Origin of the sequence: Corynebacterium sp. HMSC068G04, from assembly GCF_001814885.1 — a bacterium.
Lineage (GTDB): Bacteria > Actinomycetota > Actinomycetes > Mycobacteriales > Mycobacteriaceae > Corynebacterium > Corynebacterium hiratae.
On record NZ_KV818305.1, the window covers coordinates 68,205 to 82,690 of the forward strand.

The 14,486-nt window shown below is 62.1% G+C and carries 8 protein-coding genes; 1 reads left to right on the forward strand and 7 read right to left on the reverse strand.

Features of this window, described 5'->3' with window-relative positions; translation table 11 throughout:
• The first annotated feature begins 57 nt into the window (after positions 1–57).
• Entirely contained in the window at positions 58–1,368 is a 1,311-nt protein-coding gene (locus tag HMPREF2993_RS04635) for a hypothetical protein (protein WP_070701278.1), read from the forward strand.
• Here the strand turns inward: HMPREF2993_RS04635 and HMPREF2993_RS04640 are convergent.
• Genes HMPREF2993_RS04640 through HMPREF2993_RS04670 form a run of 7 tightly spaced genes read right to left on the reverse strand, consistent with a single transcriptional unit; the run spans position 1,365 to position 14,472 of the window.
• On the reverse strand, positions 1,365–1,868 hold the full coding sequence (locus HMPREF2993_RS04640) for a hypothetical protein (protein WP_049157805.1): 504 nt from the start codon (positions 1,866–1,868) through the stop codon (positions 1,365–1,367). The genes HMPREF2993_RS04635 and HMPREF2993_RS04640 overlap by 4 nt on opposite strands.
• Complete coding sequence (locus tag HMPREF2993_RS04645; protein WP_070701280.1) at positions 1,865–2,875, reverse strand: TRAFAC clade GTPase domain-containing protein; 1,011 nt, start codon at positions 2,873–2,875, stop codon at positions 1,865–1,867. The genes HMPREF2993_RS04640 and HMPREF2993_RS04645 overlap by 4 nt, the downstream gene beginning before the upstream one ends.
• Complete coding sequence (locus tag HMPREF2993_RS04650; RefSeq protein WP_070509676.1) at positions 2,875–3,834, reverse strand: hypothetical protein; 960 nt, start codon at positions 3,832–3,834, stop codon at positions 2,875–2,877. Before HMPREF2993_RS04650 ends, HMPREF2993_RS04645 begins: the two co-directional genes overlap by 1 nt.
• Positions 3,835–3,852: 18 nt before the next feature.
• Complete coding sequence (locus HMPREF2993_RS04655; protein ID WP_070701282.1) at positions 3,853–5,547, reverse strand: GAP1-N2 domain-containing protein; 1,695 nt, start codon at positions 5,545–5,547, stop codon at positions 3,853–3,855.
• A gap of 2 nt (positions 5,548–5,549) precedes the next feature.
• Positions 5,550–7,943, reverse strand: a complete 2,394-nt coding sequence (locus HMPREF2993_RS04660) for a SaeA-related protein (RefSeq protein WP_070701284.1) — start codon at positions 7,941–7,943, stop codon at positions 5,550–5,552.
• 23 nt (positions 7,944–7,966) lie between these two features.
• Positions 7,967–10,804: a hypothetical protein gene (locus HMPREF2993_RS04665; RefSeq protein WP_070701286.1), complete on the reverse strand. Its 2,838-nt coding sequence runs from the start codon at positions 10,802–10,804 to the stop codon at positions 7,967–7,969.
• Positions 10,804–14,472: a tubulin-like doman-containing protein gene (locus tag HMPREF2993_RS04670; RefSeq protein ID WP_070701288.1), complete on the reverse strand. Its 3,669-nt coding sequence runs from the start codon at positions 14,470–14,472 to the stop codon at positions 10,804–10,806. The genes HMPREF2993_RS04665 and HMPREF2993_RS04670 overlap by 1 nt, the downstream gene beginning before the upstream one ends.
• Positions 14,473–14,486: the final 14 nt, after the last annotated feature.

A 14,486-nucleotide genomic window follows, 5' to 3' on the forward strand; every position in this document is an offset into this window, starting at 1 on the left:
CCCACCAGTCTACGAGGAGGCCCGCGCGCGTCGGAGTCCTCTACTAGAATCTCCCCCATGGCTTCTGACGCGACGTATCCCCTGCTTGATTCTGCCGACGCCGAGCGTATGCTCGCTTATGCGCGTGCCCAGGCGCCGGGGCTTTCTCTTCCCACCGTTGAGTCCGCCCACATTGACAAGCAGATCGACCGCGTGCTGTCCAACGACACGTTCCAAGGCTGTGCGGAGGATGCCGTCCCTGCCGCCCACTACTTGGAGGCGCGGGAGACACTTCGCGTGGCTGCTGGCACCATCGAGAACATCGACGATTCCCTCACCATTGCCTCGATTGGAGCGCTGACCGGGCAGCCGTCTCTCGTAGCTACTGGCTATACGCGTGTGGCCCGCGCATGGTTGGATAACGACAACACCGAAGAAGCAGAGAAATTTGCGGCCAAGGCAGCAGCGGCTGGTGACGACACCGCGCTGGGCGAGATCGCCGCAGCTCGCACCGCGGCCAGCCACAAGGATTTCTCCGAGTCCGCCCCCGCTAGCGAGAATGCATCAATCAGCCCCGGCAGCACGACGTCGCTCTCGGATCTGCAGGAACTTCTAGATTTCGCAAAGAACGGCGATGCAAAGGCGCATGCGGCCGACTTCGTGGCTGTCAACGACGCTGTGACCGGAGGCAAATTCGACGGAGCGGGTGCCACGATGGCCGCAATCCTTCAAGCCATCCTCGAATCGGCCGTGGGCGCACTCTGGGCATCCAACTCTGCCGCCGACTGTGAACGCGTGGCTGCGCAGTCCTTCACCATCCTCTCCAACGCACGCAGCGACGAGGATTACCAGCAGCTCCCAGCGCCCATGCTGGCCCGCTTCTACAGCGATGCCGCACAACACTCCCCTGACGATGTAGAGCAGCGCGTGGCCTGCTTTGCCGCCGCTGCCCGCGAGTACCAACGTTGCGGCGACCTCGACGGTGAGCTGCACGCCCTCCTCAAGACCGTGGCCCTCGATGTTCGCCACCGCGATCCGGAGGAGGCCTACGACATCCTGGCCTCACGCTATGTGGACTCCACGAAGCTCAAGAGCCTCCCCGTAGCCGCCAAGTGGACCGTTCTGTATTCCGAGAGCCTGCGCACGCAGGCTCAGGACATGTTTAAATCCACCCAGGTGTTGCTCGACTTCTTGGAGAAGCACCCCGCGTCCCAGGCCACCACGTCTTCGGAGCAAAACGCCATGGCGGAGGTAGCTGAGCTTCTTGGGGATCGCTACACCGCCGCCAACGCGGCAGACCGCGCGCGCAACATGTATCACTTTGCGTTTAACCTGTTTGCCGCAGCGGGCAATTCCCGCGCGCTCGAGGAGCTGCGCAAGAAGGCCTAGGTTTGTGGCGTTTGTCCACCGAACCACTGCCGGTTCGCCGGCAACCACAGCAGAACGATGACTGCCGCGGAGACGATCGACGCGGGCATCACCGAACTCAGTGGAATGAGCAATACCACGATGGCGCTGATAGCGGTCAAGGCAATCCGCGCCGACTGCTGCGCGTGCAGCACATAGGTCGTGATGACACACACGAGAAGGACCAGCACGCCCAGCAGCACGCCGAGCTCCGTGGAGAGCTGGTCCGTGCGGCTTACCGCCGCCGGGCTGTTTTCAAAGGCCACGAGCCGGCAGATGTTGTAGACGGCGTAGCTGGTGATGAAGATCTCCAGCACCGCTGCGACCTTCAGCGGCCACGGTGCCCACTGTGCCTTCATATCGGCGGCGCGGCGGGCCTGGCGGACGGTGTCGCTGACCTGCCCATAGCGATAGTCCGGCGCGGTCCCGGCAGGCGAGCCCGGCTGCGGTGCTCCTGGGGACTGCGGGCTGCCGAAAGTCATGACACGTCCTGCACAAAAACGCCGCGGCGGCTGAGCAGCCAGCGGATGGGATCCAGCACGCGATAGGGCGCAATGCCGCTGCGCGCCAGCTGGCGGCCCGTCGGGGCCTCCCCCAAGGCGGAGACCACGAAGAAGCTGCCATCGCGCGGCGCGGCTGAATAGAGCTTGTTGATCAGATCGTTGGCGCCCAAGAAGCGCAAGAGCGATTCCGCTTCGAGGTGAACCATCCAACGGTCCGAATCGCGGAAATTCCACCCGGTGTCGCGGCGGAAGGCAGCACCGCGGTTGGCCATGAGCTTCTTCCACCGCACGTCATCCACCTGCTCTAGCTTCTGCACCGTGTCAAACTTCGAGATGGTCACCGCGAGCGGCGGCGGGGTATCCGTATCGAGCAAATCCAGCAGGTTATCCAGGACCCGCAAAGAGTCCGCGCCCAGTTCACCAATGTTGGGAATCAGGCCGTGGATAAAATCCTGAATCTGCTGCACGCGGAGCGGATCGAAAAGGAAAATCACCAAATCCGCGTGCGAGAAGAACGCCAGGTTCTCCCGGTCCGCCTCGTTTTCCGGAGGGTTCTCCAAGTCCTCACCCGCCACGTCACGGAAGACCAGGTAATTCATGCGCTCGTGGCCCTGCTCATCCGGCCACTTGCCGAGTTCAAAAATCAGCGGATCGCGCTGGTAGGCGTCGGTAGCCACCGCACTTGGTGTGGGGTCCATGGCACGCATCTCCTCAAAGAGCGGCCGCTCATAGACCTCCGCGTAGCGCTCGCGCGTGGATTCATCCGCCGCTTGGACGGAGCGATTGTGCTTGTGCGCCAGCTGCTTGAGCTGCTTGATCATCACTGCGGTGTAGAGCGACTTACCGGAGTTACGCGCACCGGCCATGGCCACGCAATGCGTCACGGCGTCGGTCCATCCCTGCGGCAGCTCGCGGTTGGTGTACGGGCTCACCGTCACACCATCCTCGAGCGGTTTAAAGGTCCACGGACAACGTGCCTGGCTCATTAGTTCCTCTCTTTCAGCATGGCGGTGACGCGATCGGTCAGTTCCGAAAGCTCCGTGTTGGCGCCGGTATCGAGCTGCTTGACGACGTCCCCGTCGATCACCGCGTACGCCACATGAGCTGGGGTTCCGTTGATGTGCGCAAGCTCCAACTCCTGGCGCCCGATGGCGCTCGTGATGAGCACGACGGTGGGCACCTGGGTCTCCAGCATGGAAGCCACTGGGGAATCGGTGACGTAGATAGCAAGAGAGGCTGTGGAAGCCACCGTCGGCCCACGCCACGGGCGCTGTCCGACGCGCTCCGCTCCGTTATCGATAACGCCCGCGATGAAGCGCGTGAGCTCGTCTACCTTGTGGGTCTCGATGCTGTCCTGGCCGTCGGTGGCGCGGAAGTGCCGGAAGGCATCGGAGAGCGCATCGATGTATTTGGCGGCCGCCTCAACGATCTTCGGTGTGACGTTGACCTGCATGGAGGCGGAACCATCGACGACCACGGTAACGGCATCGAGGCCAGCGACGTCCAGCTCCGCGCGGCGCATCTTGGAGCGCACCTCGCGGGCGGAGTCGGTAATTCCGGCGCCCTCGGTCGTGCCGAATGCTTCCAGACGGTAGCTGCCGGATTCCGGGGTGACCTCGGCGAGGCGCTCGGCGGAGTCCTCGGCGGCGTCGATAAGCACGCGCGGGAACGTCACCGAGTCGCCCGCGTTGCTCACCGTCAGGCGCACCTCGCTGCGCAGGCCGAAGGTCCCATTCCCCTTCGGGCGCACAACGATGGTGGCGCGCTCGGGAAGGGAGTGCACCATGAGGGAGAGATCGTGGACGCGCACGGCGTCAACGCCCTCCCCCAGGATCGCCAGCTCCATCGAGGCGCCGCCGGTTCCCATCTCGAAGGCTTCGACGCGCAGGATGCCGTCTGAGCCGATGCGGCGGGACTCGCCGTCCCGCAGTGTGTATTTAGCCATGACGCTTCTTTCCTTCTCTTACCTTCCGTGGAATCCCGTGTTTCGCCCGTGCTCATTGGGAGCTGCGCCTCGGTGCTGCCACGCTGTGTTCTGTGCACGCTGCGCTGGACCCGGCCGTTGCTGCAGGGGAGCTGAGCGCTCCGCCAGCAACTGTGTCGTACCATCCAGCAACATGGCGACGCGCCCCGTGGCGTAGCGCTCGCAATGCTCCAGCGCGATGACTCCCGCAAAGTGCGTAGCGGTGAGGTATCCGATGTGCTCGAGCTCGCGGTTCTCCCAAGGCTGCAGTGCGTCCTCTGCCAGGAGGTTGAAGTCCCGCGGGAAGTAGAACACCCAGGAGGCCACTATCGCGGACATCAACACCTTGTCCAGCCCCTCCCCCAACGAAGATTTATCAAGGTAGGCCAACTGGATTGAGCGGCCGCGGTTGACATCAAGGTGCTCGATCCACCAGCGCGGATCGAATTCCCGAAGCTTGTGCCACTCCTCGGCGCTGAGCCCAGGAACGTTGGCATTGCCGCCGGCAGCTCCTTGTGGCTGCGCCTGGCCGGCGGATGCTTCTCCCCCGGGTTCTGGTGCGGCCTCCGGTGCGGCCTCCGGTGTGGTGGCGAAGGGGTTCTCCTGCGGTGTGTTCGGCGCAGGGTTATCAAGCGGATTCGGCGGAATGCCTGCCGGGGATTCGGCCGACGCCGCAAAAGGCGAGGAATCCGTCAGTGGTGCCCCGAAGTCCGCCGGGTCCTGGCCCCAGGAATCATCAAATCTCGGTGTGGTGGCCTGCTCGAGCGTGCTGCTGGCCGCAGCACCCTGCTCGGCCTGCTCCTCCTGTGGCTCCGGGGCCACAGCCTCAGCTTCTTCCGCAGCACGTGCTTCATAAGCGCTGACGTCTGGTAGGGCTTCATCGAGCGCAAACACGACTGGATTGCCGGGGATCGCTGTCTCCGCTAGACGCTGCTTTTCACTCGGCGGCACCACGAGCATGGTGGATGTGCTCAGCGGGAACTCGTTGATGGCAGCTGCCTTCTCAAACGTGGAGAACCCGAAACCGTCCTCTCCCACCTCGCGGGCGGTGGCAGCAATCCACAACGCAGCTTGGTTGTCGGGCGCGACGAGAATAACTAAGCCATTGCGGGAGTTCAACACCGTCGCCATGGCAGAGACCAGCGCGCGGTTGAAGGTTGGGTTCGGGTTCGGGCTCACCGCTTTGAACGGCGCGGGAAGCTTGTCTGGGTGGCGGAACTCCCCATCCAGGAATTCCTCCAGCAGCACATCCGAGTGCAGCGGGCCGCGCGCCGAGATCTCCTCCGGTATCTGCACCTTATCCACCTCATAGATGGAAAAGGGCGCTGGAACGTCGGGAGAAAACAGGACCGTCGCCGGTGCCGGCGGGGTTCCCGTGCGCGAAATCGACGTGTACGTAAAGACGTTGCCACCGCGGCCGGTCGCATCCAGCCCGGCAGGGACAGACACCATGGTGACCCACTTTTCTGCCTCAGGAGTCAACGCGAAAACCGCGGTACGGCGGACCAGCTCCGCGCGCTGCTGGGCGGAGGGAAAATCCGGGATCGTCGTGCCGTTGTTGAGTGATGTCGGTACGAAGGACACCAGCTCGGCCAACTCCTCCTGGGTGATATCGCCGGTTTTCTGCCCTACTCCCCAGCCGCCGGCGCGGCCGTTGGCGCGGGAGAATGATGCATAGCTAAATGCGCCGCCCATACCTACTGGCCCCCTTGGTAGTACTGGTCCTGGCTGTAATCTAGACCGTAATTCTGCTGGTCATAGCTCTGCTGTTCATACTGTTGCTGACCGTAGTTCTGGTCATAGTGGGGAGTCTGATTCTGCATTGGTGGGTACAGCACCAGCCTGTAGGACACATCGCCTTCCACCACCACGGCTTTATCCAGTGCGCTCAGCGTGGGGGCGGGGTCGCTGTAGCTTTCGGAGAAACTGCTGAAGGCATCCTGCCCGCCGAAGCTATCGAAAGAACTATCAACGTGGCTGTCAAAGCCCTCAACCGCAAAGAGGCGGATAAACCCCCCGCGCTGGACGTGCTCACCAATTGACACCGTGAAATCCGGATGCTGCCCACGCATCGGGCCTAAACCATGAGCAACGTGCGTGGCGCTCTGCAGGTTGGTCTCCACGATGCCGAGTGCCTCACCGTCTTCGGGGAAAAGCGGCAGACGGTCAGCACGGTAGACCACCTGGCAGGAGAACTGGCGCTTATCACCGTTACCCAAACTCCACAGGAACACCCGGACCTGGCCTTGGGAGTAATCGACCTCGAAGTCATACGTCACCGGGCGCAGACCCTCGTACTGAATCACACGTTCATCGCCCTCGGTGCGCTTACCAGCGAAGACCGCATAGGGCCGCAGCCGCACGGTATCGCCATGCTGATCCAAGTGCAGGCGGATGCCTCCCTGGAGGTCGTAGTCCTCTTCGCGAATCTGGTCGTGCTCGCGGTTGGTGGAGTACTCCACGGCGGTCGCGCCCTTCGGCCAGTCGAAGGTAACAAGCTGGCTATCCACGCGCTCAATGAGACGGAACTGATCATCTCCAATGGACTGCACGCGCTGCAACACCTTGGATTCGCCGACCCAGGCATCAGCGTCGTTGAAGTTCACTGGGGTGATGTAAACCTCGTACCAATCCGGCGGCCACGGCACCGTCGTGGTTTGGAAGGAGCCCGGCTCAGACACGCCGCGGGTCTCGCTGATAGCACTCGACAACGCACTTTCGACATACGTCTTCGGCACCGCCGACGTACGCAGATCCGCCTGCGGGGCGGTCGGCGTGAGATAGATCTTTACCTCACCGGTCTTGGGCGAATACCAGTCCACCTCAATGGAATCTTGGCCATAGTCACTGCGCCGCTCGCAGCGTGAAAGCTCCAGCTTTTCAAGCTCGCTAGCCAGCTTCACCGAACGCTGAACGGCAACCTCGTCCTGGCTCTGCTCGGTAGCGCCGTGAAACTCCGCTTGGCCCAGCAGGGAAATGACCACGGTCTGCCCGGCTTCCTGCACCGGAATGGTGGCCTTGCGCCCGCTGCTGTCCACGTCTTGTTCGAAGCGCGGTGACAGCTTTTCCTTCTCACTATCCCGGCACGCATAAACCATGGCGCTCGAGTGTCCCGGCAGCAGGTCCCAGGACACTTGGATAGCACCCTTGATAGTGGAAACCTGGACGTTGACCGGTGGGAAAACCACGCCGGTGTCTCCCATAAAGACTGGCTGGCTGTTGATGAGCTCACGAAGGTCTCGGCCCTTGTAGGCCCACACCGCGTAGTGGCGCAGACCTGCCTCGCCCGGGGTGTGGTCACGGTAGGCGGTTCCCTTGGTGTAGACGAGGGTGTCGCCCGCGTCGGGTGAGGCAACCATCTCAGAATCATCGGCTACCACTCGGTAGAAGACCACCTCATCCGGCGTGTGGTCCAGCTCAGGCCACCACAAGCGCACCGGATGGCGCTGGTCGGTGTCCTCTGGAACCGGTTCTGGTTCCACGCCATAGCCAGGCTCTTCTTGAGAATCCTGTTCCGGCTGTGCCTCAAGCGGTACCTCAACCTCGAAGTTGATGCCCGGTGGAACCCAGTCTGGTTCTTGGCGGTACTGATACTCCGCCCGGATACCGAAGCCCGGGATAGTGATGTAGTCCTCTTCGTTGACCTGAGTCTTTTGCTCCTCCTCAGCCTGCAGTGCTTCCCACTCAGCGAAGAAGTCGCGAGGACCTGCCGACACAGACTGTGCCTTCTGTGTCTGCTGTGGCTGGGGGAATGCCGGGGCTGCCTCCACTCGTGCCGCTTCTTCTCGCGCCGCCTCTTGTTGTGCAGCGCGTTCACGCGCGACTTCTTCTTGTGCCGCGCGCTCGCGCGCGGCACGTTCACGCGCGGCACGTTCTTCCTGCGTCACCGCAGCGTTGCGCGCCTCCGCGCTCAGCTCCGGATGCGTTACCTCTTCGCCGTTGAACGTGGCGGCGATCTGTTCAGCGAACTGCCTAAACGGTGCTGATACGGCGTCGCGCACATCATCGGCGCTCACGCGCTTGAGCTCGTGCAGCGTCCTCAGCTCACTCAGCGGTACGTCCGCAATCGAAGGTTTCGGGTTGTGTGTCATCAACGTTCCTTAAAGAGGTTCCGTCAGAAGGTTTCGTCGAGGTCTGAGAGGTCCGGGGCTGCCGGCTGACCAAAGAATGGCCGCGCGGCTGAGCCCTCGTTGTTCTCCTGCACCGGCGACTTAAAGTCCATGTGATTCGTGTCATCCAGCTCATCCAAGGACAGATCCGAGGACTGAGCAAAGGGCTGTGCGCTAGACGACGCATCCGGAATCAAGTACTTGAAATCCGTAATCTTTCCGTACTGCACTACCGTCACAGAACGTGAAAGCTGGCTGGTCAGCGCGGTCTGGCTGTCGACCTCCACGATGCGCGTGCGGGAGCCATCAATTTCGGTATAACCTTCAGCGCCGCCAGCGCTGGTGAGTGCGTTGGAGCTAAAGGCCTGGAGGGCTCCCTTTTCCTGGTTCATTCCGGCGAGGAACTCGGAGGTGCTCTGCACGCGGCTGCCGCCCTCCTCGCGGAAGGTCACGCGGCTTAGGTAGCGCTGCAGGCTGCGGGTCATCCGCGGGTCCGTGATGACCTTCTGCCATTCCTGTTGCTTCAGGTCACGGTCCTGCATGTACGCGTGATCGAGGTTGCGCGACAGGTTATCCAAGGCAGTGCTGGACCCCAGTCCAGCCATGCCCCACATCTCATTGAGCGCCACGGCCGAGTGGCCAGTGCGGTTGCGCTCGAAGGTGTTATTCATGTCGTCGAGCAGCGACTTAAGCGAACGGTGCGCCCATTCGGTCTGGAAGATGTAAGAGCGGATTTCATCCGTCATGCGCACAGCATCGTCGCGGTTGAGCACGGCCTGGGCGATGCGAGCGTTTTCTGGAAGACCCGCTTGCGGTGTCCGCAACCGATCGCTCGACGTCTCCTTGCGGCCGAAAGGTGCGTAGATCGCACGGCCCAGCAGCGCCGACCAGCTCAGGAACTGGTTATAGGCATTAGAGATGCGCGAGATCTCCGCGGAGGAGGTTGCCAGATTCTGGGCGGCAATTTCCTGATTGCGGTTGAGCAGCTTTCGTCTCTGCACGTAGTCAAAGATTTCACGCTGCGCCTTAGTAAAGACCGCCCAGGAGCAGACGAGGAAAAGCACGACCGCCAAAATGATGCCCACGACGTACCACGGCCAGTCGAACCACTGTAGGTACTCACCCAGCGGCAAGTCTGGATTGTAGCGCCCGGCCACCATGTAGGTCATGAGGGCAAGCGCCACGAAGAGCACGATCCACATCGTGCGCAGCTTCCGGGTCAGTGCTTTGTTTTCCGCGTTGAAATCACGCGCTTGGAAGTTATTGGCCAGCTCTTGCAGCTCGCGTGCTTTGGCGTGCGCGTCGCGGTACTTCTGCTGGGCATGCCCCAGCTTCTCCCATAGGCCCTGGCCCACCTTCCAGGCGAAGGTGGTGCTGTTCTTTGCTCGCCACGACGCAAACTCGTGCTTCTTGCGGCTCACCGCCTCGTTGCGGGTTTGCTGGCTGGTGTACTCGATGTCTGCGGCAAAACGCTCGGCACCTACCGGATCGAAAGGCGCGACGGTTGCTTGGGACTCGTGTGTATAGCCCAGCGTGCTGGTCATCAGCGGGTGGAAGCCTTGGAAGGAAGCGCTGACATCCTGCACAGACTGGCCACCGTATTGCACGATGTACATGTTGCCCTGGTTATTGCGCAGCCCCTTGGTGTCGATGCTCTCGCGCCACGAGCCATCGACCAAGCCGAGTGCATAGTCGTGGTATGCCTCCCACGTGCGCGACAACTGCGGTTCTTGTCCCAGAGAAAAGTGCTGCTCCCGGGCGACCCGCATGGTGTGCTCGCTGGCTTGGCGCAGCTCTTCGACGCTCGTCGCGCCGCTGCCCTTGCCGGAGTGCCCCGCCAAGACGACCTCCACGCTGGAGTCCTCACCGTAGAGCATCTTCTGCAAGAAGGTAGCCGCGTTCTTGTTCATCGCACCGCGCTGGCCCTCAACCCAATCCTGGGGCTTGCCGACCACCGTGGACCAGTACAAACGCAAGTTATCCTTCAGTGCTGCCCAGCCGCTGACCTTGTGGGACTGCAGCTCCTCATAGCCGGTCGGGGCGCTCACCAACGGAGTAATCTCCTGGTTGATGAACATCTGTGCGCACTGCTCCGTGAGTTGCTCCGGGTTGGCATAATGCACGGCGCGCGAAATGTTGTTGACCTGCGGCTGCGGCAGGCGCTGGGCGGGATCGAAGACAGCCTTTTTTACCTTGTCCTCGATGTCATTGGCATCGATGGTGCGGTGGAAAGCGCGCACGAGACGGAAGCGTTGCCGGTCACCGGTTTCGATGACGCGGTGCGTCTCCGGATCCAACACCGCCGGTTCCGGCATGCCGCGCCACAGACCGAAAATGCTGGCCACGGCCGGGGCTGCGAACTGTGCCAACTCGAAGCCGTCCGCGGTGCGCTTAATGGGACGGATACGCGACGACGCCGGGGTTCCGCCCTCCTCCGGGGAGAGCACGAGGTTGCTCCAGCCCTGCAACGGGGCAATGTCCACGCTTTCGCGCGGGAGGGCGGAAAGCAACAGGCGCACGCGCAGATTGGAGGCCTGGATGAGCCGCTGATCGACGGCGCTGACCCACTCCGTGAGCTTGTCGACGTCCTGCGGTTGTTCCGCGTCCATCGGGTCAATGGTGGCGAGGAGGACGTCCCCGCTGAAGCTGCGGAGGGCCTCGTCGAGTGTCGACAAGCGCGCCGTTCCCTCTTCCGTAAAGGAGCGCACGACGGCCCCACTGGTGGGGTGGGCATAGTCGATCCAGAGGAAGTTCTGCAGGAGACCAACCGCACGCAGATCGCTCAGGCGGGAGCGGATGTCATCCGCGGTAGCGCCGTGTCCAAAGATAATTACGTTCGTCATTAGAAGGTGTCATCCAGGTCGTTGAGGTTGAATTCCGGCGCGGTGGGCTGGGCGAAGCCTGACTCGGAGCTACGCACCTGCGGCTCCGGCTGGGCCACGGGATTCTCCGCCACCGTCTTAGCCTGATCCAGGTAGTTGCGGATGACCGGAACCATCGCGATGACGTCCAGCGCCAAGTCACGGTAGTACGGCGTTATCGAGGCAACTTCGCGGGAACGGATCTCAGCGAAAGGCTTTTCCTTCCGGCCCTGGCCCGGCAGAGCATTGGAGTGCCCCGGCACGAAGTGGTCTGCGCCGCGAGCAAACTTGTCCAGCTCGTTGACGAAAGTTTCGTAGCGATCCTGAATAGAAGTGCCTACAACTCCGCGGTTCGGGACGTCACCGTTAGCCAGGAACTGTGCCAGGCGATGCACCACTGGGTGCGTCGAGGCGCCAGAGTGGGCGAAGTCGAGGCCGTCGTCGAAAAGCCCACGCAACAGTTGGTACGGGTACAGCGAGGAGGCGAAACCATAACGCCCGGTTTCCTGAACCTTGGCGTAGGCGATGAAGATGGATTCCAGCACCGAGGACATCCAGTCCGACTTCTTGATCATGCGGCGTGGTGAGATGAGCAGCGGGTTCGGGAAGTCCACCCAATCGTTGACGCCGCCATCCGTGTCATCGAAAATGTGGGCCGCAGCGTTGGCGGCATCCGGGTTCGAAATGTAGACGCGGCCGGTGATACGCCCGATGATCCAGCCAGCCACCATGGCCTGGCGTTCCGTGTTCGTCAAAGGCAGTGCTGCCGGCAACGGGCGGGTGCGGCGCTCAGACCACCAGGAGCCGTCGAAATTGTCCTGCTTCTCAATGTCCTTGGCAATGTAGTTGAACATGGAGGAGAAGACGATCGGCGAGTAGTTCGGGTAGGAACCAAAGATCTCAATGTGCTGGACGTGGTCCGACATGTTGAGCGAATTGCGCAAAGCCACGGAAGAAGGACCATCAATCTCAGGGCGGCTCAGCACTGACTCCAGCTGAGCGGCAATGCCGGTCTCCGCAGAGCCCAGCTCCGCAAACGGGATATCGGAGAAGGAATAGGTGTACTGCACCGACTTGCCGTGGATACGCTGGACCATCTCATCGTTGACGGCAGCCAGCGGGCGGGCATAGCTCAGGGCCAGCTGGAAAGCCTCGATGAAGCGACGCTGACGCTCCGCGTGCTCGACCTCGTTGATGTCTGGGGTGAGCGTGAGATAGCGGCGCAAGTCCACCGAATTGAACTTCTGGAACTCGTAGTCGCGGCGATTAATCCACTGACGCGAGCGCTCAAGCAGATCAGTTGGGCGAATCTTCGCCCGGTAGTGTGCGCGCTGTGATTCGCGGGTTTCGCCGTTTTGCGGATGGCGCGAGAGGTACTTGGATACCCAGCCGGCCCGGTTGGAGTAGGCATCGTTGGTGCGCTTCTGCGGCGCCAACGTGTCATTCGGCGCCTGGGCCGCATCGAGCGATTCCCATTCGCCGCGGATGACGGCACGCACGGCAAAGGGGTAGGCCTGCTCGTAGTTGGTGACATCCGCGGTGGACTGTTGGCCCTGGATGGTGCGCAGCATCTGGTCCCGGTAGTCCGAGATGAAGGAGTTGACGTCGGTCAACATGATTTCGTTCTCTGCGCCCTTGAAGCGGGATTCCACGACCTCATCGAGCTCCGTCGGCCACGAGTTGACCTCATCGGTGCGGACGTCAGCAAGCTTGTTGGTTTCTGGGCGCTTCGACACGGCTTTCTCCAACACCGCGTGGGCATCCCCTAGCTCGCGCTTGAGGTGGAAGAGGTTCTCATCGGCATAGTCCTGAAGGACGTCCTTGAGCAGGTGCGCAATCGCCATGAGGGCGTAGCTGTAGAACTGGTTGAAGTACAGGCCCATGAGCGCATTGACGGTGGGGGTCGGATCCGTCATCTGTCCCTTACCGGTCAATGGGCTGAGGATGGGATCCGCGCCTTCCGGCTTCGTCAGCACGCGGGTGTTTTGGTAGTAGCCGGAGTACTCCGCCAGGCACGGCAGGAGGCGGTCGGAGTTGGTGAGAACATCCGTGATCTTGGAGAGCATCTCGCGCACATAAGGCACGCCCACCGCGGCCAGCTCCGCCTCCACGGCGGCGAGCACGCTATCGCTGAAGAAGTTGGCGTAGCGGTAGACGATGTCATAGGCGGCATTGTTAAGAACAGATGCGATGGCCTGCTCGTTGCGCGGATCCGCCATGTTGCCCTCGAACTCTTCACGCCATTCGTTGACGTTGCGGCCCTGGCCTACGGGGATGAAGCTCTGCAGGTACTTCGTGGCGCTGTCTGCGGCCTGCTGGGCTTGACCGCCAAACACGCTGTTGAGCCAGTTCCACACGCTGCCGCTGTCGATCTGCCCGCCCTGCGCCCAAGAAGGATCGAGCGTGATGGAGCCGAAAGCATTGGGCAGCCGCTCCTCCAGCTTCTTGGCAATCTGCATCTCGCCGGCCTCGGGGTTTTGCGGGTCGAGGTGCCCGTTGAAGAGGCGCTCGAAGGCACTGCGCGCAAGGCGCTGGGAGGAGTACTCGGCGAAGCGATCGCGGCCCATCGACACCTGGGCATAACCCAGCGAACCCCAAGGCAGGCGACCCCACGGGGTTCCACCCGTCGGGCTATCCCAGCCGAAGAAGCGGCGGCCGCCGTCACCGGCCGGAGTGTTAGTCATTGCATAGGACACCAAGTTATCGCTGGCCTTGGTGGAGGCCATCAGTCCTGCCAAGGCTCGTCCCAGGCCACGGTAGATGGACATGGCGGAGCCGTCACCAAAGCGGGCGCTGGTGGTACCCATCTTGGAGCCGATCGGGAAAATACGGCTGAAGATCTGGCCCTCCGGCGGGGTACCCATGTCGAAGGCCTCAAACACAGCGCGGTCGTGGTCACTGGAGTTGCCCATCTGCGCGGCGACGACTTCACCGAACATGGCGAGCGAGTTCGGCCACGCGCCGGCCATGTCATCCGCCTTGTTATCGGAGAAGATCTCCGGGGTGTACATGAAGACGAGCGTGCCCTGCGGGTTCACGTTCGGAATGGTGGTGAGCACGCGGCACACGTCGAGGAACATCGAAGCACCTGCACCACCCGCCATGGAGGACACCACGAGGACAACCGGTTGTGAATCGCCGGTATCAGAGTCCAGCTTGGTCTGCTTGTAATTAAGGCGGTTGAGCTCCTGGATCGCCTCCTGCGTGAACATCTCATCCACCGCATCCTTGAGGGCCTGGCGAATCTCCTTCAGGTGCGGAAGGGTCAGCATGCGACCGATCGCACGGTACTGGCCGGCACCATCAGCCAGCTTCACGTCATTGGTGGCGGGGTTGCGGGTGGCCCACGTTGCGATCTCCCCAAGCTTGCCGGAGCGGCCCAGGATGCTGGATACGCCTTCATCGAAGGTGTTGTAGTTCTGGCGCGAACCAATGCCAACGTAGTGGCCACCGTTCTGCGTAACGTTCGGCAGCTTTTGTGGGCCGGCTTCCTCTTCGAGCGGCACGTCGATGTTGACGAACTGCCAAGCCTTGGGCAGCTCGGTTAAGTCCGGGTCGATGCTTCGCAGCTCGGCCTTGAGCTGGTCCATCATGAACGCCAGTGTCTTGGCGCCGGAGCCACCGCAACCGACGACGAGGAACTTCTTCATCTCTAATTACCTTT

Bases quoted from the DNA above. Each gene is read 5' to 3' on its own strand.
- HMPREF2993_RS04645 (WP_070701280.1), bottom strand. From the start codon at position 2,875: ATGAGCCAGGCACGTTGTCCGTGGACCTTTAAACCGCTCGAGGATGGT.
- HMPREF2993_RS04650 (WP_070509676.1), bottom strand. From the start codon at position 3,834: ATGGCTAAATACACACTGCGGGACGGCGAGTCCCGCCGCATCGGCTCA.
- HMPREF2993_RS04665 (WP_070701286.1), bottom strand. From the start codon at position 10,804: ATGACGAACGTAATTATCTTTGGACACGGCGCTACCGCGGATGACATC.
- HMPREF2993_RS04635 (WP_070701278.1), top strand. From the start codon at position 58: ATGGCTTCTGACGCGACGTATCCCCTGCTTGATTCTGCCGACGCCGAG.
- HMPREF2993_RS04655 (WP_070701282.1), bottom strand. From the start codon at position 5,547: ATGGGCGGCGCATTTAGCTATGCATCATTCTCCCGCGCCAACGGCCGC.
- HMPREF2993_RS04670 (WP_070701288.1), bottom strand. From the start codon at position 14,472: ATGAAGAAGTTCCTCGTCGTCGGTTGCGGTGGCTCCGGCGCCAAGACA.
- HMPREF2993_RS04660 (WP_070701284.1), bottom strand. From the start codon at position 7,943: ATGACACACAACCCGAAACCTTCGATTGCGGACGTACCGCTGAGTGAG.
- HMPREF2993_RS04640 (WP_049157805.1), bottom strand. From the start codon at position 1,868: ATGACTTTCGGCAGCCCGCAGTCCCCAGGAGCACCGCAGCCGGGCTCG.